Raw genomic sequence first — 23,697 nt, 5'->3', positions numbered from 1 at the left:
AATTGAGCCAAACAGAATAGTGGGTAGCTCTCTTGCTTAGCGTCTCTTCGCTTCGCTGGAGAGCTATCTTTGTTTTGGAGATTGAGCTGTCTAACCGTTCATGTTTTGTGGTAGTTGACGCTTCCAATTATTCATTCTACCGTGCAATATCAACCATGCATTTTACAAGCAACTGCCACGCAGAGAAGCACGTTTCCAGGCGGAGCGACTGTGGAGTCCTATCCCAGCGGAGCGACGAATCCCCGGGCAACAGAAGCGGTATCTATGAGTAACCTTCGTCAGCGGCGCGCCGTTTACCGCTTCCCGGGGGGCGTTGCGGAGCGGACAGTATAAGCACCCTTGCAGACGTAGCCTGGAGCAGAGCATGGAAACGGGCTTCTCCCCCTGCAGTCACATTCTAACAATGATGACTTATGCATTTTTGCATAATCTATGATTTTTTGCATAATGCATTCATGAATTCACCAGCAAAAATAGCCAGCAATTGAGCCTTTTCATGTTGGCACGGGATTTGCTCATATAGATTATCGAGTACGGAAAAGCGGAAGGGAGAGGATTCATTGCATGATGAACCTGAAGATGTACATCAACGGGGAATGGGTCGACGCGCAAAGCAAAAAGACCCGTGAGATTGTGAATCCCGCAAATGGAGAAAGAATCGCGCTTGCAGCGGAAGGAGACGTGGTAGATGCCCGTCATGCCATCCAGACTGCCCGGGACGCATTCGACAGTGGTGTGTGGTCCGACTTGCCAGCAGCGGAGAGAGCGAGGTATCTGTTTGCGATTGCCGACAAGCTGGAGCAGCGAGCAGAGGAAATAGGGCGTCTGGAAACACAGGATAACGGAAAACCACTTCGGGAAACGGCCTTTGATGTGGCAGATGCCGCCGCATGCTTCCGCTATTATGCAGGTATGGTCACCAAGCCGGACGGCCAAACCTACCACGTCGCCGACCCCGTCCAAGCGATGGTTGTACGTGAACCGGTCGGCGTATGTGGATTAATCGTGCCATGGAACTATCCGCTCTTGATGGGTGTATGGAAGATCGCTCCCGCTCTGGCAGCGGGCAATACGATTGTATTCAAACCGTCGGAAGTGACCCCGGTCACCGCCATTAAACTGTTCGAAATCATCGAGGAAGTGGGCATTCCCAAAGGCGTGGCCAACATGGTGCTAGGAGCAGGGGCTACTGTGGGCAACGAACTGGCCGAAAGCCACCTCGTGGACAAAATCTCGTTTACAGGCGGTACCGCAACCGGACGCAGCATCATGAAAGCAGCTACGGGCAACATCAAGAAGATCTCGTTGGAGCTGGGAGGCAAATCGCCTAATATCGTCTTTGCGGATGCGGATTTTGAGACAGCGGTGGACTATGCGCTCTTTGGCATTTTCGCCAACCAGGGGCAGGTTTGCTCCGCAGGCTCCCGACTTCTTTTGGAAGACAGCATCCATGATCGTTTCGTGGAGCGGCTGGTGGAGCGTGCGAAAAAAATCCGTGTCGGTGCAGGAGACGATCCAGCCACAGAAATGGGGCCGCTTGTCAGTCAGACCCATATGGAGAAGGTGCTGCATTATATCGAGTTGGGCAAATCAGAGGGGGCACGGCTGGTGTGCGGCGGAAATCGCATCACGTCCAATGGACACGCGAACGGCTACTTCGTCGAACCAACTATTTTCACGGATACGACGCCATCCATGAGGATCGTTCAGGAAGAAATTTTTGGACCGGTGCTGGCTATCCAGCGCTTCCAGGACGAGGCGGACGCGATCCGTATTGCTAATGATACGGTGTACGGTCTGGCAGGCGGTGTATTCACTCAGGATGGAGCCAAGGCCATGCGCGTCATCAAGAAGCTGCGCGCAGGCATCACCTGGATCAACTGTTACCATCCGACCTACAACGAAGCGCCATGGGGCGGCTACAAACAGAGCGGAATCGGACGCGGACTCGGCACGTTCGGCTTTGACGAATACACCGAAGTGAAGCAAATCAACATCAATATGGCCGTTCAGCCAACAGGATGGTTCGAGAACGAATAAAGCAAACCAATCAGGAGGACAACAAGATGAGTGAAGCAGTAGCGAATGCAAAAGTGAAAGAACAATACGCAGATGTATATGCCTATACCCAGCAGGTACTCGACCTGATCGCCAAAGATGAGATTACCAAGGATGAAGCCGCGTGGGTCACACGCCAAACCGTAGAGAATTTCCGTGATCACGTCAATCCAGGCTTCCTCGGCTACCGCAAATCGGTGACCAAAGACGGCCAATTTGCTGCAGTGGAGTGGAAAGACGCTGGCCCCAATTCGTTCATGGACGTGAATGGCAAAGTATATATTGATTGTCTGGGTGGATTCGGGATCTACAACGTGGGCCACCGACATCCGAAAGTGGTGGAGGCGGTCATCAACCAGCTCAACCGACAACCGCTGCACAGCCAGGATTTGCTCGATCCTCTGCGAGCCATGCTGGCCAAAATCTTGGCTGACGTGACTCCCGGCGACTTGAAATACGCCTACTTTGCCAATAGCGGGACAGAGACCGTGGAAGCGGCGATCAAACTGGCCAAAATGCACACCGGACGCACCACCTTTATCGCGACGACCAAAGCGTTTCATGGGAAGAGCTTGGGGGCTTTGTCAGCCACGGCAAAAGGGGTATTCCGCAAACCGTTCCTGCCCATGATTCCTGGATTCCGTCACGTCCATTTCGGTGACATCGATATGCTGCGCAAGACTTTTGAAGCGTGTGCTTTAGTCGGCGAAGAGATTGCAGGTGTGATTCTGGAGCCGATCCAAGGGGAAGGCGGCGTCAATCTGCCGCCGGAGAACTACCTGAAACAGGTTCGCGAGCTGTGCGACCAATACGGGGCTCTCTTGATCCTAGATGAAGTCCAAACCGGCATGGGACGCACGGGGAAAATGTTCTGCTGCGAGCATTATGATGTAGTACCGGATATTCTTTGCCTCGCGAAAGCATTTGGCGGCGGCATCATGCCTGCGGGAGCAGTCGTGGCTACCGAAGAAGTATTCAAAAGCTTTTTCCCCAACCCATTCGTCCAAACCACGACATTCGGGGGCAACCCACTGGCGTGCGCAGCAGCAATCGCGACTTTCAATGTCCTAATCGAAGAAAATCTACTGGATCGTTGTGTGGAAATGGGAGAGTATTTGCTAAAAGGCTTACGTGAAGCTGCTGCAGACCATAGCGACAAGGTGCAGGAGATTCGCGGAAAAGGATTGTTGATCGGTGTCGAGTTCCACAATGATGAGATCGGCTACGAGGTGTCCAAAGGACTCTTCGACAATGGCGTGCTCGTCGCGGGTACCCTGATCAACGCCAAAACGATCCGGATCGAACCGCCTCTCACCATCACCTACGAAGAAGCGGACCAAGTGATCGAAATGTTCAAAAAAGTGCTTCCACAAGTGAAAATATAAGCAGCTGCTAAGGAAAAGAAGACTGTCCACCCGGTCTTCTTTTCCGCTTTCCCGCCCATGGGAGCCCCGCGTATAATAGTAGAAACAATCCAAGCAACTTCGGGAGGACCTATGGTTTCGAAATGGTTTGTCAGAAAAGCGTACACTGTGTCGTTTGAATCTTCCGCCAACGATTTGTGGAGCATCATGTCACGCTTCAACGAACGCTACGTGTTTGTCACGGATGCCGAACAAGACGGAAATATTGTGGCTTATATACGAAATACAGACATCATGCCGTCCCTGGAAGATCCAGATTGGATGAAACAGCAGGTGCGCCAGCTACCGTATCACACAAATCTCACGTTTTTCCAACAGGAAGCGGACATGTTAGATTTTTTCAAAGTATTCGGGGAAGAAGTCGTCGTCATCCAGAACCGGGATGGCAAGCCAGAGGGGTATTTGCACCGGGAAGATATCCTCTATTATCTTTTGACCAATCAATCTGCCCATACCGACTGGATTCGCTCGCTGTTGAACTCCATCCCGATGGGCATTGTCATTGCAGACGTGCATGGACGGATCGAGAACTTCAGCTCCGAGGTGCTGAGGATGGTGCGGGTCACACCGGAGGAGCTCCGGCAGCAACGAGTAGGGGATTTGCTCGATCCAGACGTTTTCCATAAGGTGGTGGAAAACGGAGAGGCCATCCTGAACCATATCATCGTCAATGACCGAATCGGGGTACTGGCTGATTTCGGGCCGATCCGCAATCAGCATGGCCACGTGACAGGCGCTATCATCGTACTGCAGGATTTGCCTTTTATCGAAAAGATGGCGATGGAGATGGAGTATGTTAAAAATCTCAACACGGATCTTCAGGGAATCCTTTCTTCCATCTACGACGAGATCCTGGTTCTGGATGAAAACGGCGTCTTGCTGCGCTACAGCGGCAACTTGATCAAAGACTTCTGGGAGATCGACAAGGAACAGCTGATCGGACTCAACCTGATGGAGCTGGAGCATGAGGGGACATTTTTCTCGGCCATCGTCAAAATGGTGATCGAGCGCAAACGAAAAGTGTCTGTCACACAGGAAAGTCGATCGGGCAAGAACGTGCTGGCTGTCGGCAATCCGATCTTCGATGAGAAAGGGAAGCTGGAGCGGATCGTTATCGCTCTGAGGGACATTACTGAGACTGTCCAACTGAAGGAAGAGTTGTTGCATGCCAAAAAAATGTCCGAGAAATACAAGAAGGAACTCGAGCATTTGCGCGATATGAAACAGTACGGAAAAAACCGCCAGCTTATCTATGCCAGTGAAAAGATCGAAAAGCTGATGAAATACATCCACAAGATTGCCAATACCTCTTCGACCGTGCTATTGACCGGGGAATCGGGAGTGGGGAAAGAAGTGTTTGCCCGTACGATTTATGAATGGGGACCGCGCAGCAACAAACCGTTTGTGAAAGTGAACTGCGGGGCTATCCCGGAGACACTTTTGGAAAGCGAGCTGTTCGGTTACGAAAAAGGAGCTTTTACGGGAGCAAATACCAACGGAAAACCCGGCTATTTCCGAATGGCGCACAAGGGTGTCCTTTTTTTGGACGAGATCGGAGAGATGCCGCTCAATCTCCAGGTGAAGCTACTGCGGGTGCTGCAGGAGCGCGAAATCATCCCGATCGGCGGGTCCGAAGTGGTGGAAGTAGATGTGCAAATCATCGCTGCTACGAACAAGAATCTGGAGAAGATGGTGGAAGAGGGGACGTTCCGCGAAGACCTTTACTACCGTCTAAACGTCATACCAGTCGCGATTCCTCCGCTCCGAGAACGGTCCGAGGATATTCCGTTGATCGGGCTTCACTTTCTGCAAACCTTTAATGAAAAATATGAACGTGCAACCCAGCTGTCCCAGGATGCCCTCGACGTGTTGGAATCGTACTCCTGGCCAGGCAATGTGCGTGAGCTGCAAAACATCATCGAACGTTTGGTGGTCACGGCGGATGAAGATTTGATAGAAGCTCATCACATTACTCCCTTGCTGAAGAAAGGGAAGAAACAGTATCTGAAGCAGCGTTTGACCAAGATTATGCCGCTGAAGGAAGCGACCAGAGCGATGGAGGAGCAGCTCATCAAAATGGCGATGGACGAGTACAAAACGACTTCCCTGGCGGCAAAGATGCTGGGAGTGAGCCAGTCCACCATCAGCCGCAAATATCAGGAAATCCAAGAGAAAATAAGTCGGGGTGAGCAGATTGGCTTTAAAGTATGACGTCATAGCTCCCTTCGCCGGAACGATTGAACGCATTCGATTCCACGCAGGGGACAGGGTCGAAGAAGGGGAAGTGATCTTCACGCTGGTCGGGGTCGGCAAGTCGGTGGACATCCTCTCGCCCGTGACTGGCCATGCAGATGGACTCGAAGTGGAGCAGAGTGAAGTGGTGATTGCGGGGATGATTTTGATGTCGATCATGTGCTTGGAATGATGTGATAGGACATAATGAATCGGACTTGCGACAAAGATTGTCGGACTGATGAGTTTTTAATAATCTTATAAGAATTATCTTGTGAGTATATGTGTTCAGGGAATATAAAGTATTAGTCCGATCCCAAAAATAGAAACAGCGGCAGCCATGGATGAGAGAATAAAGTCCTAGACTGCCGCTGTTTTATTGAACTATCGAACCCGTTAGTTTAAACCTCGAAATTAATTTAGCCATGCTCACAGCCGTGCTGGACCTTTGCTATTGCTGGCTTCGTTTTTTTTATGCTTTCAAACGCTTAATATCCTGTCTAGGCGGAAAGCCAAACATTCGAGAATACTCGCGGCTGAATTGCGAGGGACTTTCATAGCCTACACGAAATGCCACATCTGTGGCATCTGCTGACTCGGTTAATAATAGACGTCGGGCTTCCTGAAGCCTCAGTTGTTTTTGGAACTGAATCGGACTCATGGCAGTTACTTCTTTAAAATGCCGATGAAACGAAGAAACACTCATATTCGCTATTTCGGCAAGTTCTTCAATCCGAAATGAACGAGCATAGTTATTGGTGATATGTTCGATAACGTCTTTGATTTGATTAGCGGAGCTACCTTCTACTGCAATTTGCGCGAGCGTAACGCCCTGCTGTCCTTGAAGTATCCTATACAGTATTTCTTTCGTAAACAGCGGCGCAAGTATTGGGATATCCTTCGGGGAGTCCAGCAAACGAGCTAACCTGATAACCACATCCAACAATGGCATCTCCATCCGACTCACAAACATACCACGTTTCGCATTCTCTCTCGGACGTATACCGATTTCTGAATTACCCAAAACCTCTAGAATTTGATTACTTGTAAATTCAAGTTTAAACCCTAGATAAGGAACATCGAGGGTGGCTTCAGTCACTTGGGCTGTAACTGGCAAATGAACGGATGCAACAAGGTAATCGGAAGGACTATACCTAAACCGCTCTTGGCCAAGCCATACCTCCTTCGCCCCTTGAACCACCATACAAAAGGAAGGTTTATAAATTCCGTGTCTTGGTACAGACGCATTTGAATCGCGCATGAAAAATAAGGACGGAATAGCGGTTTGGTGAACTCCGTCCGTTTCTGCATAACGCTCAATGATTTTTAGGATCTCGTTATACTGTTTAATAATCATTTCAGACATTTGATCCTCCCCGTTCCGTCATTCTTAATATTCGATTATAGACCGTATTTGTCTAATACATAAGAGGAAGTGAGAGGATTAGGCAAACATTTGGCACGAATGGGATAACGGTCGCTTTGTCATTCGGGGCATAATAAGAATGTAAAAGGGGGACAAATACAATTCAGTGAACAATTCTTGGAAAATTTATCTGCTGACACTAATCAGCTTTTTGGTTGGTACGTCCCAATTCGTGATCGCTGGTATTTTAGATGATGTCGCTACTTCTGCTGGCGTATCGTTATTGGCGGCAGGGCAACTTATCACGGCATTCTCGCTTGCCACTGCCATCGGTACCCCTGTAGTCATGGTAGCGACAGCAAAGATGGGACAGCGTATGCAACTATTGCTGGCGCTTACTATCATTTTACTTGGTACCATATTGACAATCGCTTTGCCGGGTTTTGGCTTCTTGTTACTATCTCGTATTGTACTCGGGGTCGGATCAGGAGTTTTTGTCGTTACCGCTTATGCTACAGCTGCGAATCTGGCACCTGTCGGACGGCAAGCAGGAGCAATGTCCAACGTGGCAATGGGATATAGCGCCTCACTCGTTCTCGGTGTTCCGATCGGTCGTGTTGTTGCTGCTGCGTATGATTGGAAGGTCATATTCTGGGGGATTGGATTATTCACCCTGCTTGGAATTTTCGCCGTCGCAAAGGCGATTCCATCCATACGAGGAGAAGCATCCGTCCCTCTTGGCAAACAACTTGCCCTCTTGAAAAACCCTAAGATCTCTACTGCGCTCTGCGTGACATTCTTCGTGTTTATCGGATACTCAGTGGTTAATACGTATATGGCTCCATTCCTCACCTCCGTTATGTCGTTTAATGGAGGAGTGGTGAGTGTCATTCTTTTCGTATTAGGCATAGCGAGCTTAATCGGTTCTAAACTTGGTGGTTTTCTTGCGGATCGTACTGGCACCGCGCGAACGCTCGTCATCAGCTTGATCATACAAGCACTTCCGCTTGGGTTGCTAAGTATAGCTTTCGGGTCAAACTTAGTAGCCATTCCTTTACTCGTCCTTTGGACAATAGCAACTTGGACGTTCGGGCCAACGCAGAATTTCAACCTTCTTTCACTCGCTCCTGAGGCATCCGGTATCATGCTCAGCTTAAACAGTACTTTCGTCCAGCTTGGATTTGCAGTTGGCGCTGGTATCGGAGGAGTTGCGGTGGGAGGATCGTCGATATTCTCGATTTTCTGGATTGGAGCTGCTGCGGTCGTCATGGCGTCCGTTTCCTTCGGGCTTACCCGTAAGTTCTCGAAACGAGCGACCACGGAGCAAGTCTACTATCGATCAAGGATAATCAAATTCACTTATAAAAAGTAAAAAAACAGGGGGCTTTTAAATGCAAAAAGTAATTTTGAACAATGGTGTTGAGATGCCTATACTCGGTTTTGGTGTTTTTCAGATGACAGATCAAAATGAGTGTGAACAGAATGTTTATGACGCTATTATGGCGGGCTATCGACTGATTGATACAGCTGCCTCTTACTTGAATGAAGAAGCAGTTGGCAGAGCGATCAAACGGAGTGGCGTCCCAAGAGAGGAACTATTTATTACTACAAAACTCTGGGTTCAAGATACAGGTTACGAGAAGACAAAGATGGCATTTGAAAAATCACTGCAAAGATTGCAATTGGATTATTTGGATTTGTACCTAATTCATCAGCCTTATGGAGACGTGTTTGGCTCTTGGCGTGCTATGGAGGAATTGTATCGTGAAGGGAAGGTCCGTGCAATTGGCGTTAGTAACTTCCATGAGGATCGTCTGATCGATTTAATTATCCATAACGAAGTTGCTCCTGCCGTAAACCAGGTTGAAACGCACCCTTTTAACCAACAAATCGAAAATGCAAAATTCATGAAAGAGAATAGTGTTCAGATCGAATCCTGGGCGCCTTTTGCGGAGGGGAAAAATAACCTGTTCCAAAACGAGGTATTGGTATCCATAGGTGAAAAGTATAATAAATCCGTTGCTCAGGTCGTTTTACGTTGGTTGACACACAGAGAAGTCGTTGTGATTCCAAAGTCTGTACGTAAAGAAAGAATTATCGAGAACTTCAATATCTTTGACTTTGAATTAAGCCAAGAGGATATGGAGTCGATTACTACTTTAGATACGAAACAAAGCCTGTTCTTTTCACATCGTGATCCTGAAATGGTGAAATGGCTTGGTACAAGGAAACTTGATATCTAACCGTACTACGCAAAAAAGAATTGAGACTTAAATGGTCGATAGTATGATAGTTAGTACTAAAAATGTGGAGCAGATGCACTTAGGCGATCTGCTCCCATTTCATTTGCAGTATCCGGGTATTATTAAGCAAATCTGCCCGTTAGTTGAGAAAAGGCAGCCAATCTCCTGATCGGTTGTCTTTGTTTATTGAGCTATTGCATCCCGTTAGTTTACTCTAAGTTGATTTTGATCGTAACAATAGAATACCAAAGAGGTTTTTTAGTGAAACATCCACATATGCAAATACATGAAAATCAATAGTTGGATTCATTTCTCAGATGAAGGCATTTAAGGACACTAGTGTTGCTAAAGGCAACATAATTTTCCCATGTACCAGGGCAAAGGGCCATTAGGCTCCAGGTCCCTAAAGAAAAACACCATTTTCATGCAAATATTCAAAAAAATCCATTTTGCACTTGAAACTTACGTAACGTAATGAATTATGATGTAGATACCGGTAAAAACCTCGCGCGAAAAAAAGGGGATGATCATGAAACGGGAGTGGAAAGTTGGAGAACTTGCGAACTTCGTTGAATACGTTGTTTACAGAGTTAAGATAGCACGTAAATAAAGTAACATTATCTGCGAAATTCGTTACTTTGTTTACTATGAATAGCATGGATTAAGCCAGTTAAGATAAACGCGGAAAACGTACGCTAAGCTTAAAAATGAGAGGGAGTTGAAGAGAATGACGAAACAAACACGAATTGGTAAAACAGATTTAGTTGTCGATCCAATCGGACTTGGAACAAGCGCTGTAGGTGGCCACAATATTTATCCTAATTTAAATGAAGAAGTAGGAAAAGATTTGGTGCGGGCTGCGATCAACCATGGAGTGAATTTTTTAGATACAGCGTTTTTTTATGGAACAGGACGTTCAGAGGAGCTAATAGGTGAAGTGATCAAAGAAGCAGGAAAGCGTCATGAACTCATCCTTGCAACAAAAGGTGGCCTTATACTTGTCGGCAATGATGTTACCATGGATAATTCGCCTGCTTATTTAAAACAAGCCGTTGAAGATAGTTTGAAAAGGCTACAAACAGATTACATAGATTTATTTTATATTCATGCTCCAGATCAGGATACACCAAAAGATGAGGCGGTTGGAGTCTTAAAACAGCTAAAGGACGAAGGTAAAATTAGAGCAATTGGCGTTTCTAACTTCTCACTTGAACAATTGAAAGAAGCAAATAAGGATGGTTATGTCGATGTATTACAGGGAAACTACAATTTGCTGCAGCGAGAAGCGGAACAAGAATTCTTTCCATATACGACAGAGAATAATATCTCGTTTATTCCATACTTTCCACTAGCATCAGGCTTGCTTGCCGGTAAATACAATAAGGATATGACATTCAATGATCTACGCAAAGATATGCCTCACTTCCAGGGCGATAAATTTATAAAAAATCTAGAAAAGGTAGAGCAGCTCCGTAAAATTGCAAATAAAAAAAATGCCGAAGTTGCTCATATAGTCCTTGCTTGGTATTTAACACATGATTCAATTGATGTTGTCATTCCCGGAGCACAAAGAGCAGAGCAAGTGCTGGATAATTTAAAAACATTAGACGTCCACCTGACAGAAGAAGAAATCAACGAAATTGATCGTATTTTTAAATAGGTTCTCTGTGGCGAACCTTCGTACTACTGCCCTTTCGTATTATGAGGTTACCCAGTTTTTACTGGTTGACCTCCTTAGTTAAACAACTTTACCGTTACTTGTGATACGGTTCACCGTACATGATCTTAAACTATTGAACCCGTTAGCTTAATGAACTGTCGTACATTCGGTTTAAACATAATCCGTTCACAGAATGCGTTGAAACGATCGAAAATCGGATGGACTGCGGCCCGACATTCGGCAAAGTCTCAGATAACTGTACGCATATTTATAATAATGGCCATGCCTGCTTTCAGCTAATGCCTGTTCCCAGAAGGAAGGTTCCAATGGATTCAACTCGGATTCCGTAACCGCCGAATCGGATTCAACCCGATTTTCCTCGAGTGTATTTGCATAAGTCAAAATGTTGATTCTTGCGTAAAAGGCCGGATCGAGGTTATCGTGTACATAATTGCGATAAGCTTGTTTCATTTCTACAATAGCGTGACCATGCGTTAGGATATGTCCCAACTGCATATCGCCTTTCTCCATTTGCAGCGGTCTCTGAAAGTTATGGAGTAAGTCAAGCACAGTCTCCGGAGTCAGTTGTAATCTTAAACCTGTATTTGGTATGCCGTCAGGATCAATGACGATATTCTCCCCATTCACAGTAACAAAACCAGGACCTGATTCTGCGAAACTTCTAACAATTTTTCCTATGGCATCAAACAATTCGGCAGTTGCCGGAATATCGGAACGAGAGAGCGTACTCAGCAAAAAGAAAGTGTAAATCACGTCATGACCAAGAGCATGGCATGAATGGTTATCTTGGACAAGCAGCCTCATCATTTGAGCAGTAAAGCCTTCGTATTCTTTGTTTACCCGATACTGCTGTTCGTTTGCATGTTCATCCACAATTTTGACAAGATTTTTACGAATCAAATCTTCCAACAAGGCAGGTACAAGTTTTTCTTCCAAGAGTTGAGTCAAGGCTATAACCGCACACGCCAAATGTCCTTCCCACATATTGCTTTGTGACGATTCGATCATTTTTTGGTAAGCCCATTTCCTATAGAAATCGATATCCAAATCAATCATCACCTCTCACTCTGATAGAGCCTATTTTGGTAAAAAAAGTTTTACAGTCATCTTATCAAAGATTTTATACTTAGTAAACAAATATGAATCTTAAGTCTGTTTTAGACTCAATTCAACTGCCCGTTAGTTGAATGCCAGTCTAATATACTTTATTAATCGGTCTAAAACTTTGTTATCTCTGCACACATGCTGGCATTGTAACTCATCCGGTAGCTAAAAGATTGAATTAATCGGACATCCGCCAAAAATCACGAGCGCTTACGCCAAGGCCAAGATAGGTCGAGCAGGGAAGAGACGGCAATTCCCGCAGTGTACCGCATAAGGTCCGCCGCCAAAAAGCCTTTTCCTAATACCAACGCCCCAAGGGTTGTCTCCCGGAGGTAATTGATCCAACCGGCCTGATACAATTGGCTACCCTCGATCGCAAAGCAAAACGAGAGGCTGCACCACAGCGCGAAAGAAATCTTTTTATGCGCAAAACAAGTGCGAAAGCCGAAGTAGATCATGCACGCCCATAATGCATCGCCAAAATGCTCAGCTACAAAGACAGGCAACATATCGGCGAACGCTCTGGACCCTAAGCCCAAAGCCATGACAGCAAAAACGGCCACGATATAGGCGACGCTGGCTCTCCATCGACGCACGGAGCGCTCGTTACATGTGCTCAGTCCGGTCAGGCTTTGTGCATACACCATCAATCTTCCTCTTTTCTTTATCAATTTTTTGATTAGGGTAATTCCTTAAAAGCGAGCCAGCTTACCCGGGTAGCAAAGCGGAGTCTATCCCCAGTTTCTTTCTATTAACCTGCCTATACAGAGAGATTATTTTTCATGGGTGTGTAATTGCTCGCAGTTAGTCTAATGTTCAGGAAATATAAAGTATTAGACCGGATGTGTTGATCCCAAGCGGCTCTTCCGATTACAAAACCGTCCAACTCCGTAAAATAAGTATTAGACTGATTCCAAAAATAGAAACAGCGGCAGCCATGGTTGAGAGAATAAAGTCCTAGACTGCCGCTGTTTTATCGAACTATCGAACCTGTTAGTTGAATCACACCATAATGTTTCCTACTTACACCTCTTTGAGACCCCGTACAAAAGCGTTCACATTACCTAAGCAACAAGCTCCTTGGGGGTTGTTTACCTCACACCCACATCGCCCCGCCTGAACATGTGCTTTGATTTGGTCAGCAGGTTTTTGATCATCGGTGCCATTGGCTTGAAGGAGCCGCTCTCTCGTCCAATCAAAGCAATAACACACAGGTACATCAGCACTCTGTTTTTTTGGGTAGACTGGCACCTTTAGGTCATTCTCCACAAACGTTTGCGAATGGTTCCCGGTGAAGTAGACGATAGGGCAAGAAGAGTTAGAACAAAAAACGTAAAAGTTCTCGGGTTCAATGGTTTCTAATGCCGACGCTTTAAGCTGGGACTTGAGCGTTATGAGTTGAACTTTCTTGCCATTTTCACCGCAGGAAGGGCACTCCGTTTTTACGTCTTCCGTATTAGTTGGTGCACAGCAATCCATTTGAAATCACTCCCTACGTAGATGAGTTAATTATAATTATTTTCGCAGTCTAATTCATTATTTTTAGTGAACAGTATGATTCAGCTGTCAGTAAACCTAATCCTATTTCGATGAGAGATACGTCGCCTAAATGCAGGCGGTTGGCATCGTGAACAACCATTCGTTGTCGTGCTGCTGTTATGGCCGCCAATGTTTCAAAAAAGAAAACAAGACCGCTCCAACTACTCGTGAAGTGGTCTTGTTATGTACCTTGCTACAGGATGCGCAGCACTACCCATTTGCCATTTTCGTACGTCACATGTATGTCGAGCATCTGCTGATTAGCGGTATCATCTACTCGCCCATCGGACATGGTCAATGCGTAAAGAGTGTACATGTTGTCGATTTCCACTACGAATCTTTTCGATTCATGGTCATAGGATACGCTGACATGCTCCAATGGATTTTCTCTGTATCCAAATGAAGCTTCCTTCAACGTAACTGCTTTTAGCGAATAATCCGAAATGCTGGCAAAATGATGGAGAGCACCAAGCTTTTTCTGTGTTTCTTGCAAGATATCGCCACCATAGCTGCTATGATGCATTTTTTGCAATGCGTTTGTATCTTTCGTTTCGTATGATTTTGCCCTTGTCTCCAAAAACTGGCGGACAAAAGCAAGCACTTCCTCTTTTGTTTGATCAAGCAACGGTGGTGTCAGACTATACGAATCGGATAAATTGGTAATGCTTACAGCCTCGCTTCTCGACTCTCCCCAAGGGAATTTTGCCACTCCTTGAATGGTTTGAGAGCCGTTGGAAAAAGCAGGGTAAAAATACTCACTATCTTCATCGCCCAGGACAAAAGGAGTGGGTTTATCGTTTACATAGACTTCTACTCCGTCAAGTGAGCTCGTAATCTGTACTTGATCGCCTGTAATAAAATAAGACTTCTCGGCAACAGGTTCAAATCCAAACAAGCTGACCGTCTCGTTTTGCGTAATATCTTGATTCGCGTAATCGAAATGGGTCACGAGGCTGACATCATACTCACCTGGGAATAAGGGGCCTAACTTTGCTTTATGGTTATCCTTACTTGCCTTCATGACCTCCTTGTTATTCACTTTCACGATTCCGTTGTCGTTTTCCAGCGTAATCTCCAAGTATTGAGGACGTACCCCAATCGCATAGGAATCGGAAAAAAGCCCGGATTCTTTCTTCAAATAAAACTCGCCTGCGCCGAGCACTTCAGCGGGAGAGTGTTTATCCAGTAACCCCGTATTGATATTTTCCGCATTCTCGTGAAGAGCTTGTTGGGCAACCATGAATTCCAAGGTTTGGTTCAAATACTTTGGATGTTCTTTCGCATACTTTATGAATTGCCCTAAGTACTCAGTTTTTACTTCCATTTGCCGATCATCAACAGACACGAGCTGTTTTAATGCATCCACATCTTCTGCAGCGACTGCATTTTGGAACTTTCGCAGCACCTCTTTTGAATTCGAACCGTTTGATGACGCAAACAAAGCGATGACAAGGACCACCACCGCCAATATAGCCAATACGGCGATAAGAGGTTTTTGCCTTGTTATTTGAGCCGCTTTTCTGAAAAATTCACCAGCATCAAGTTTTGCACTTTTTTGCGGTTCCAGCACCATCCTTTTCCTCCTCAATAAACTCGCCTATTATTCTATGAAATACATTTTGCCGTCCACTTCGAGGGAGACAGAGGATTGCGTCATGTCTTTCTTCAATTGTTTGGCGTAGGCCACGACTTCATTCAGCGACTGATTGTCGAGCTTCTCGGCAAAGCTGTAGACGATTGTTACCTTTTCCTTAATCAGCTTCTTGTCTTCGTCCACCCAAGCGCCGGTTCCGGCAATCGCGGTCCCTCCGCCAAAAAGATCGGAGAATTTCGTCAGTGCCTGGTCGACAAATTGGGCATGAACTTCATCCGTAACTGGTGTGCTTCCGTTCATCGTGGAGGGGACATAAATTTTGACTACATGACCCAGGTGGAACTGACTCTGCAAAGCATTGTTTGCCTTTTCCGGTGGTTGTGCCTCGGTTGCAAAAGCCTGCAACGGGTTTGCTGCCGAATACAGAGGGAGAATCAGAAGCGCCGCCATACACATACAGAACATTCCAACCATCCATTTTCTTCTCACTTGAACACTCACTCCCATTGTTTGGATATAAAAACCAATTTATATTGTAAATTATAAAAGTCACCAATAAAATACTCCTATGGTATTAAATTGAAATATGGAGAAAAACGAGCCGCTCCTTGTTCCATGCAGGGAGGAGCGCCACGTTTTCTTATAAGTGTAAAAAGACGTTTGTTGTTCAGGAAGAATACACTGTTCTATGGGTCTATAGTACAATTGGAGTGATTTTGTGTGCGTGCATTTATTCAGATTGAAACAAGCTTGTCGTTCTTCCGTATACCGTAGTAAATGGAATAGGAGAAATTACCAATGAGTCTGTTCCAATTTTTATTTTCGAGACACAAATGCCTGCTCAGTACGATATCTATGTTATGTTACAAAAGAGGATGAGCACAAAGCCCAGATCGCGATTCATTCCAACTAAGATTTGGAAGAGATTCTATGCTTGTAAGGGTAGCTTGTATATAATGGGTGTAAAATTTGCCCTGTTTTGAATCAGAGGAGGAGCTACATCATGTCAGTACGTCAATTATTGAAAGAAAGAAGAGCCGTGAGAAATTACCTCCCCAAAGAGGTGGAGACAGAAAAGATTCAGGCTTTGCTAGATTACGCGGTCCTCGCGCCGAATGACCGACTGCGTCAGCCTTGGCACTTTTACGTGATTAAAGGCGAGGCCAAGGAAAGGTTCGAAGGGATCGCCCAAGAGTTTTTGCTCGAGCGTTTTCCGACCAAGCCCAATCTGATAAAGGAATCACTGGCAGTCTTGGAAAAAACACCGCTGGTCATCGTCGCGACAGCAGACATCATCCCGGGCGATGAAGCGTCGTCGGAAGATAACGAATATGCAGTATGTTGCGCGATTCATTCGATGTGGCTCGCTGCAAAAGAGCTAGGTCTCGGAATGGTTTGGCGCACGAGAGGTGTGGGCTTGGTACGGGACGAGAGATTGATGAAGTTCCTCGGGGCGCCAGAAAATAAGAAAGTCGTCGGCACCTTGTTTATCGGCTATCCGGAGGCGGATGTCCCATCTACGGATCGTGCAGCTGCGGAGGGTAAAACTACGTGGCTGTAAACAGTGAGAAAAGCGGAAACGCGCAACGAGCAAGCTCAGTGCCGTTCCGCTTTTTTTCATCATCGTCAGCGCAGTGACCGCCAATGAGCTATTCTATATTACATCAATGACTAGAAGTACCAATGTAGAAATCAAGGAGGAAACGTTGCAAGCCAACGACATAAAACATGCGTGTAGATCGATTGCTTTCCATGCTACTCATCATCGCAAAAAAAAGTACAGTTACAGGCAAAGAACTCGCTGACCATTTTGAGGTATCCTTGCGAACGATATACAGAGATATTGATAAATTGGGTGAAGCAGGGATTCCCATCGCCTCCATCGGTGGAAAAGGTGGAGGGTATTACCTTATGGAAAATTATCATGTGGACAATCTTTTTTTGAACAAAAAGGAAGCCCATACAGTTATGGATGTAATGAACAATCTAAGTCTCCTATTTGGGAAGGACAAGGAGTTTCATGATCTTGTTTTAAAGATAGAGAATACGTATAAACGGGACAAAAATGCGGATAAGTTGAGCATCAATATGTCTCATTTCAGTATGGAACGTGAATTGAAAGAATACCTGTTTCTGACTGACAAAGCCATCGAAGAAAATAAGCTGTTGGTATTCGATTACATCAATAGAAGCATGGAATATTTCGAGAGAACAGTAGAACCGGTTCAGATCGCTTTTACTGATGGTCAATGGTACTTGATTGCTTTTTGCAGGAAAAGAAATGACTACAGAAGATTCAAGCTGGTACGGATCAAGAATTTGCGGATGGGCAACATCTTCGACAAAAGAGACACTTCCACAGAGGAAATTCAGAAGATCATTGAGGAAAGCTATCAGGAGCGAGGCATAACGGTCACTTTAAAGTTTTCCAGCAGAATGGGAGAACAGCTACCCGAGCATTTTCAAAAAGAAAATATCCATCAAACAGAAGATAACCAATTTATCGTTGTGGATCAGTTCCCGTACGAGGAAGGCTTGCTCAAATTTATTTTAAGTTTTGGCAAAGAATGCGAGATAATAGAGCCCCGTTATTTACGAGAAGAGTTCATGGAATATGTAAAAGAATTATTGCTTCCCTACAATGGCTGACATACAGGTGTCAGTCATTTTGCTTTATGATTGGGGGAAATATTGGACGATGATAAAGGGGACATGGGGAAAGTGAACGATACGCGAACAACATTCATGCTCGACTTGCAAAGGATTGAGAGCGAGGATTATCAGCTTCGTGAAGGGGAACACCAGCAGGATTTTGTGAGGCTGATGCTGCAATACATCGGAGATCCTCTACCCGAATTGCGGGATGATCTTATCTATCCAACTTTTTATGCGTGGATTAAGGAGCAGAACCGGTTTACTGATGCGGAATTGCGCAGCCTCCTAGCAGTGCTTACCGATGAACAGCATTTATTTTATCAGATCGGAAGCGAGAATGATCAGACGGTATTTACGAGGACGTTTTCTGCCTTACCCGTCGCATTGATCTTACAGCGCCACAGGCAAGAGGCTTTTCTGGATCAGGTAGAGTTCCAGCACGTCAAGCATGCATTGCTCCGCTACTATCAGGAAGAGAAGGATTTGCGCGGTTATGTGCCCGATGGAGGCTGGGCTCATGGTGCGGCCCATGGTGCGGATGCGCTGGATGAGCTGGTACAATGCCCACAAAGCGATGAAACGGTGCAGCTTGAGGTTCTTGCCAGTATTCAGGGGATGCTGCACAATGGGATTCACATTTTCAGCGAGGAAGAGGATGAGCGGATGGCCACAATTGTGGATACGATGATCGACAAGGACCTGCTTTCACAGGAAAAGATCGCTGATTGGATCAGCGGCTTGGCAGAATGCAGGGATTGGCCGAGAAGCCGCGCTCAAGTGATTGCCCGTGTGAATAGTAAGAACTTTCTTCGCAGCCTCTATTTTAGAAGGGGGCAGGGTTGCCAGAGGGAGAGACTGCTCACTGCCTTGTTAGAAGCTGATATGAAATTGAATAAGTTTGCTACAAAGTAAGGGTTAACATTGTCTCGGTAGAAGTAGAATATCTAGCACATCTATGAAACGTAAGGCTGCCGGGGAGAGTACGGCAGCCTTACCTTACGAATTACCGCAAAGTGGAAGAATAGCTACCTTGACATCGTTAAAGCACTCTCGAAAGAATCCAATATTTCCAGGAAATGCGAGGCCTCTCTAAAAACATGATCGGCGAGTAAAGGAGGGATAAGGCTTTTAATTTTGCATTCCTCAATGAGTTCGTGAGCCGTTTTTTTGAAGTCGCGTAATTGACGGACTGAGACTCGATTCTGATCGACAAACTGATTGAGCAGGGGCTGCGTTTGTGATTGTGGCCTCATGGAGTCAAGATCTTGTGCTTGAAATAATAGTTGATCAAAATCATGGCTAAAATCTCTGGCCTGTTCTACTAGTTTTCTTTCGGATGGGTCGAGTAAATGGTTAATAAATTTGGCATGGTCTGCCATGATGTGAAGGAAAAAGACATTTTCATTAATAACGGCGTCTGGTAATGGATCTAGGGTTCCCGTATTAAGTTGTTCGAGCCGATTCCTGAAGTAAGCAGCTTCCCTGCTTACATGATCTACTAGCAATGGGAAGTTATTTCCGCCAATTTTGCATTGAATAATGAATCCAAGAACTTTGCGTTTAAAGGCCCAGATGTGAGAAACAGCATTATGAACAATTCGATTGAAATCATAGATTCGTTGAGGATCAACATCTAGGGAGAAGGCGAGCGCTTGGTTTTCAATATCTTCAAAGATGCTGTAAAAACGATCGGCTTCCTGAATTAATTTGGTGTCATCACAATTAAACCCTAATTTAAGAAACAGAGAGTGCTCTTTCATGATTCGAGACCAAAATCGAATCTCTTCTAATGATCTTTCAACGAATACATCAGCCATGGAAAACCTCCAAAATAGCTTTTTTTATGGTCTATAAACGATGCGGCCTTTTTAACTGAAAAACTTGAGACAATCTATCTTTAAGTGAACATGATGTATTACTATGTGTTTACCTATTCCTTTGAATAGGCATTCGCCCAAAATCCACAAATGAAATGAGCCTATTTCGTATAGAAGGGCGCTAGGGATTGTCAACATGCACGGTGATAAATCAACGATGGAGATTGCAATAAAAAAAAGAAACGATCCAAGGGTGATACACCTGGATGTTTCTCATTTTTCTGCTATGAGGCTGAGCTTCCGACAATGAAATTACATGGGTACTTGCGGTTGCTTTGCAAGTAGATCCTATGTTTGTTACAAATCACAATTAACAAAAGGATTCACATATGCATGATCTGCTGCGAATGGCGATCTGACTGAACAAAGTCATGCAGCAACCGACAAAGAGTAGCGACAGATTGTTCGAGCAGTGGAAGATCCAGATAAGAAAAACTGATGCGAAAATGGTGGTATTGCTGTTGAGTAGGATAACAAACGTGACCTGGCAAAAAGGAGAGTCCCTCTTTTAGGGCACATGTATGCAAGTCATCCGCATTCAACGCATGTGGCAGTGTGATCCAGATATTTAGTCCACCATCAGGCTTGGTCCAATGCACGCCTTTTGGCGCTGAGCGATTCAAAATGCGCAGAACTAAGTCCCGGCGTTCCTTTAGCTTTTCCCGCAATGGTGGCAAGTGTTTTTTAAGTTGATTGGACGAAAAGAAGGGTAAAATGGCTTTCTGTGTGATCAGCGGCGATCCCAGGTCACTGATTCCTTTGGAACCGACGAGGCGAGCGATGAACGTGCCGTCGGCAATCAAGAACCCTATGCGGCAGCCAGGAGAAATGAATTTGCTGATGCCTTTCAGATATATGACGTGACCGTGTGTATCCATGCTTTTGATAGACGGCGGGGGCTCTGATCCGAAATAAATATCGCTAGTCGCATCATCTTCGAGAATGATGGAATGGTAGCTCTGGGCCAGCTCCAGCAATTGTGCTCTGCGCCTTGCACTCATGACGGTCCCGGTAGGGTTCTGAAAGGTCGGATTTGTGTAGATCAGCTTGGGAGGACGAGAATCGCATAGCATCGCCAAACGGTCAACCTGCATTCCTTCCTCGTCAATCGGGATGGTATAAATGGTGGCCCCGCGCTTTCTGAACACATCGATGGTGCAAGGATAGACGGGCTCCTCGAGTACAACGCAATCACCGGGGCCAACAAAAGTAGAGGCGACCAGATCGATCCCTTGCTGAGAGCCATTTAGAATCATGATTTCATTTGGACTCGTCATGATGTTTCTTTCCCGAAAATAAGGGATGACGGCCTCGCGTAGCTTGCTATCCCCTTGAACAGGACCATATTCAGTCAAGAGTGTGGGATCGACCTGAGCGTATTGAAAAAATTGCTTGGAGATCCATTCGGTAGGGATCAAGGATGTATGGAGTGCAGCCATGGATAATTTTGCGACATCCAAAAGTGGAGTCTGCATCATCCGCCAATATTGGGCACGGGGCAAATAGTCGGCTACCGTGTTCTGCCAGTCCAGCGATGGTTTCTCCGCACGATCCTGCTTATGCTGATCACTGGATCGGGTTGATTTTCCTTGAACAAATGTGCCCTTCCCCTGAATCCGTTCGATAAGCCCTTCTTGCTCCAGTATTTCATAAGCGTGAAAGACCGTCATCAGGCTCACCTCCAGGAGCCGGGAGAGATTTCTCACGGATGGAAGCTTTTCCCTCTCCTGCAACAAGCCAGACTGAATGCGATCCGCTATCGATGTTCTAATCTGTTCTGTTAGTGTTATACCTGAGTGTCGGTCTAAATCGATATGCATCATAAACCTCCTCGTCTATCGACTTGCTTGCTTGTTCCTTTCGTAACCTGAAAATAATTACGAACAGTGTATCGTATCGAGATTGAAAAGGATATAGTTCATTTTTAATTTTTTGAAAAGTGTTATAATGTGATGTTTACTGTTATGGTGACTACTCCTTATGCTTGCTCTAAAATAAACGAGTTGGTAGGAGTGGTCCATGTGGCATATCCATTTGCAACGCGTGTTCAATCAATTACCTCGTCAGCAGTTCGAGATTTGCTCAGCATGATTCAAACAGGTGACGTCATTTCTTTTGCGGGTGGACTTCCTGACGAAGAACTGTTTCCCCTAAAGGAATTGGAGCTGGCCTATCACAAGGCATTTCGCTCAGGAGGAAAAAGTCTGCAATATGGCCCGACAGAAGGGGACAACGATCTGCGACTGCTCATTCAAGAGAGGCTACAAGACAAAGGGATTCCGGCCTCTCATGACAAGATTCTGGTTACGACAGGATCGCAACAAGCCATTGATTTGGTGGCAAAGGTGTTTCTCTCTCCAGGTGATACCGTTCTGATAGAAAATCCATCCTATCTGGCAGCACTACAAGCTTTCAACATGTACGAAGCCAACATCATTGCGGTACAAAGCGATTCGTACGGTATGATTCCTGAGGAGCTGGAAGAAAAAATCATTACCTACCGACCAAAATTCATCTACGTAGTTCCCACTTTCTCGAATCCACAGGGGAAAGTGTGGAGCAAAGAGAGGCGAGAAGCCTTGGTGAATTTGGCAATGAAACATGATTTGCTGATTGTAGAAGATGACCCGTACTCTGAGTTGCGCTTTACGGAGGAGGAGCCGATTCCTTTAGCAGCGATAGATCCTTCGGGAAAACAGGTGATCTATACCAGCACCTTCTCCAAAACGGTAGCTCCCGGCGTCCGCATCGGTTGGTTGACAGGGCCGAAAGAGGTGGTCCGTAAGATAGCTTTAGCGAAACAATCGACTGATCTGCATACCAGCTCCATCGATCAGCGGGCGCTGTGCTATTTCCTGCAGGATTTCTCGATGCAACAGCATTTGCACAGACTGAGAGAGCAATACAAACAACGTCTAGACGTGATGCAGACTTTCTTGATGAAGAGCGACCCGAATCTATTCCAATGGGTGGAGCCAAAGGGAGGCATGTTCTTATGGGTGACAATCAACCGCTCAATCGATACGGCTGATTTATTGAAAGTAGCTGTGGAGGAGGGGGTGGCCTTCGTACCTGGTGCCCCTTTTTTCAGCGGCCAACCCCAAAAGAATACACTCAGGCTCAACTACACTCACTCTTCGCCTGAGGTGATCGAACTGGGGATGAGTCGTTTCATGAATGCCATCGATAAGGTATTGGCTAGCAGGGTGTATGAACGATGATCGCGATCATTGCCGATGGAAGATGGGGGAGAAGGATTGTCCACTATGTGCGTGAACGATTTCCAAACGAGGCGGTAACTTGGGGCGTTCGTTCGGTAGCCTTGGCAAGGGAGCTGCTGATGGAGGAGACGAGGGTGAATGTCTCAAGCTATACGGAAGCGATCAATGCTCATCGGCTGATCATTGTGGCAATGCCTTTTCAGGACCTGCTACCATGGGCAGACGTCTACGCACCCTGGTTGAATGGAAAAATCGTGATTGACCTGTCCATCCCGCAAACTAGCGAAGATCGATTGCTATTCGGCTGGCGTACTTCCGGTTCAGAAGAATTGCAAAAGAAACTGCCCAAGAGCAGAGTCGTCGGGGCAAAAAGTGCTGGAATTCATAGGAATACGAGAATAGAACAGGGAGTCCCATCAGCGATTTACGTAACCAGTGATGATGAAGAGGCCAAATGTCAGGTTATCGAGCTTTTTGGGGGAGCAGGCTATCAGATTGTGGATGCCGGGACCTTGGAGGAAAACAGGGCGATTGATCGGATGATTAGCGTGAGATAGGTTGGTAGCAAAAGGATAATAGACATCGTCGTAAAATATATCGCGTAACGAAGCCGAGGCAATCGTCTCGGCTTTTCATTTTAGTGCGGTTCGGCTCTCTTGTAAAAAGGTCGTACAAAAAAGTGTCAATATAAAGATGCGAGAAT

Annotated in this window: 20 protein-coding genes; 12 read left to right on the top strand and 8 right to left on the bottom strand. The window is 45.9% G+C overall.

The window, feature by feature from the left end; genetic code table 11:
* Positions 1 to 564 precede the first annotated feature (564 nt).
* The 4 genes from AN963_RS12220 (at position 565) to AN963_RS12205 (ending at position 5,907) form a co-directional block, all read left to right on the top strand.
* Positions 565 to 2,040 carry an aldehyde dehydrogenase family protein gene (locus tag AN963_RS12220; RefSeq protein ID WP_055744874.1) on the top strand — a complete coding sequence of 492 codons (1,476 nt, stop codon included), beginning with the start codon at positions 565 to 567 and terminating at the stop codon, positions 2,038 to 2,040.
* A 26-nt stretch (positions 2,041 to 2,066) separates the two neighbouring features.
* On the top strand, positions 2,067 to 3,443 hold the full coding sequence (locus AN963_RS12215) for a putrescine aminotransferase (RefSeq protein ID WP_055744873.1): 1,377 nt from the start codon (positions 2,067 to 2,069) through the stop codon (positions 3,441 to 3,443).
* Between the two features lie 111 nt (positions 3,444 to 3,554).
* Positions 3,555 to 5,693, top strand: coding sequence for a sigma 54-interacting transcriptional regulator (locus tag AN963_RS12210; protein WP_055744872.1), 2,139 nt, complete (start codon positions 3,555 to 3,557; stop codon positions 5,691 to 5,693).
* Positions 5,677 to 5,907, top strand: coding sequence for a biotin/lipoyl-containing protein (locus tag AN963_RS12205; protein WP_055744871.1), 231 nt, complete (start codon positions 5,677 to 5,679; stop codon positions 5,905 to 5,907). The genes AN963_RS12210 and AN963_RS12205 overlap by 17 nt, the downstream gene beginning before the upstream one ends.
* A gap of 279 nt (positions 5,908 to 6,186) precedes the next feature.
* Here AN963_RS12205 and AN963_RS12200 read toward each other — a convergent pair whose 3' ends face one another.
* Entirely contained in the window at positions 6,187 to 7,080 is an 894-nt protein-coding gene (locus AN963_RS12200; RefSeq protein WP_055744870.1) for an AraC family transcriptional regulator, read from the bottom strand.
* 166 nt (positions 7,081 to 7,246) lie between these two features.
* Between AN963_RS12200 and AN963_RS12195 the strand changes: the two genes are divergently transcribed.
* The 3 genes from AN963_RS12195 to AN963_RS12185 all read left to right on the top strand — a co-directional run bounded on the left by AN963_RS12195 (position 7,247) and on the right by AN963_RS12185 (position 10,983).
* Positions 7,247 to 8,452, top strand: a complete 1,206-nt coding sequence (locus AN963_RS12195; protein ID WP_055744869.1) for an MFS transporter — start codon at positions 7,247 to 7,249, stop codon at positions 8,450 to 8,452.
* A gap of 19 nt (positions 8,453 to 8,471) precedes the next feature.
* The gene (locus AN963_RS12190; protein ID WP_055744868.1) at positions 8,472 to 9,323 is read left to right on the top strand and encodes an aldo/keto reductase; all 852 of its coding nucleotides are present in this window, start codon (positions 8,472 to 8,474) and stop codon (positions 9,321 to 9,323) included.
* Positions 9,324 to 10,050: 727 nt separating this feature from the next.
* The gene (locus tag AN963_RS12185; protein WP_055744867.1) at positions 10,051 to 10,983 is read left to right on the top strand and encodes an aldo/keto reductase; all 933 of its coding nucleotides are present in this window, start codon (positions 10,051 to 10,053) and stop codon (positions 10,981 to 10,983) included.
* Positions 10,984 to 11,169: 186 nt separating this feature from the next.
* Here AN963_RS12185 and AN963_RS12180 read toward each other — a convergent pair whose 3' ends face one another.
* The 5 genes from AN963_RS12180 to AN963_RS12160 form a co-directional block, all read right to left on the bottom strand.
* Positions 11,170 to 12,060: a hypothetical protein gene (locus AN963_RS12180; protein ID WP_236707969.1), complete on the bottom strand. Its 891-nt coding sequence runs from the start codon at positions 12,058 to 12,060 to the stop codon at positions 11,170 to 11,172.
* Between the two features lie 248 nt (positions 12,061 to 12,308).
* Positions 12,309 to 12,755 (bottom strand): ribosomal maturation YjgA family protein, encoded by a 447-nt coding sequence (locus AN963_RS12175; RefSeq protein WP_055744866.1) that lies wholly within the window; start codon positions 12,753 to 12,755, stop codon positions 12,309 to 12,311.
* Positions 12,756 to 13,131: 376 nt separating this feature from the next.
* The gene (locus AN963_RS12170) at positions 13,132 to 13,587 is read right to left on the bottom strand and encodes a putative iron-sulfur cluster-binding metallochaperone (RefSeq protein ID WP_055744865.1); all 456 of its coding nucleotides are present in this window, start codon (positions 13,585 to 13,587) and stop codon (positions 13,132 to 13,134) included.
* A 253-nt stretch (positions 13,588 to 13,840) separates the two neighbouring features.
* Positions 13,841 to 15,220: a TcaA 3rd/4th domain-containing protein gene (locus AN963_RS12165; protein WP_055744864.1), complete on the bottom strand. Its 1,380-nt coding sequence runs from the start codon at positions 15,218 to 15,220 to the stop codon at positions 13,841 to 13,843.
* Positions 15,221 to 15,247: 27 nt separating this feature from the next.
* Positions 15,248 to 15,730, bottom strand: coding sequence for a DUF3574 domain-containing protein (locus AN963_RS12160; RefSeq protein WP_236707968.1), 483 nt, complete (start codon positions 15,728 to 15,730; stop codon positions 15,248 to 15,250).
* A gap of 514 nt (positions 15,731 to 16,244) precedes the next feature.
* Here AN963_RS12160 and AN963_RS12155 point away from each other — a divergent pair.
* From AN963_RS12155 to AN963_RS12145, 3 genes are all read left to right on the top strand, one after another.
* Positions 16,245 to 16,802 (top strand): nitroreductase family protein, encoded by a 558-nt coding sequence (locus tag AN963_RS12155; RefSeq protein WP_055744862.1) that lies wholly within the window; start codon positions 16,245 to 16,247, stop codon positions 16,800 to 16,802.
* A gap of 167 nt (positions 16,803 to 16,969) precedes the next feature.
* Positions 16,970 to 17,890, top strand: a complete 921-nt coding sequence (locus AN963_RS12150; RefSeq protein ID WP_055744861.1) for a helix-turn-helix transcriptional regulator — start codon at positions 16,970 to 16,972, stop codon at positions 17,888 to 17,890.
* A 72-nt stretch (positions 17,891 to 17,962) separates the two neighbouring features.
* The gene (locus tag AN963_RS12145) at positions 17,963 to 18,808 is read left to right on the top strand and encodes a DUF2785 domain-containing protein (protein ID WP_055746265.1); all 846 of its coding nucleotides are present in this window, start codon (positions 17,963 to 17,965) and stop codon (positions 18,806 to 18,808) included.
* 113 nt (positions 18,809 to 18,921) lie between these two features.
* On the opposite strand, the gene AN963_RS12140 is transcribed toward AN963_RS12145, so the two are convergent.
* A complete protein-coding gene (locus tag AN963_RS12140; RefSeq protein WP_055744860.1) occupies positions 18,922 to 19,713 on the bottom strand; it encodes a DUF2935 domain-containing protein in 792 nt (263 codons plus the stop codon).
* Between the two features lie 383 nt (positions 19,714 to 20,096).
* Positions 20,097 to 21,593, bottom strand: a complete 1,497-nt coding sequence (pdxR, locus tag AN963_RS12135) for a MocR-like pyridoxine biosynthesis transcription factor PdxR (RefSeq protein ID WP_055744859.1) — start codon at positions 21,591 to 21,593, stop codon at positions 20,097 to 20,099.
* A 201-nt stretch (positions 21,594 to 21,794) separates the two neighbouring features.
* Between pdxR and AN963_RS12130 the strand changes: the two genes are divergently transcribed.
* Positions 21,795 to 22,994, top strand: a complete 1,200-nt coding sequence (locus tag AN963_RS12130; RefSeq protein WP_055744858.1) for an aminotransferase-like domain-containing protein — start codon at positions 21,795 to 21,797, stop codon at positions 22,992 to 22,994.
* The gene (locus tag AN963_RS12125; RefSeq protein ID WP_055744857.1) at positions 22,991 to 23,551 is read left to right on the top strand and encodes an NADPH-dependent F420 reductase; all 561 of its coding nucleotides are present in this window, start codon (positions 22,991 to 22,993) and stop codon (positions 23,549 to 23,551) included. Before AN963_RS12130 ends, AN963_RS12125 begins: the two co-directional genes overlap by 4 nt.
* Positions 23,552 to 23,697 lie beyond the last annotated feature (146 nt).

The organism is Brevibacillus choshinensis, from assembly GCF_001420695.1.
Taxonomy (GTDB): Bacteria; Bacillota; Bacilli; order Brevibacillales; family Brevibacillaceae; genus Brevibacillus; species Brevibacillus choshinensis.
The sequence above is the reverse complement of the archived record's forward strand: the minus strand, read 5'-3'. Positions and strand labels throughout refer to the sequence as shown.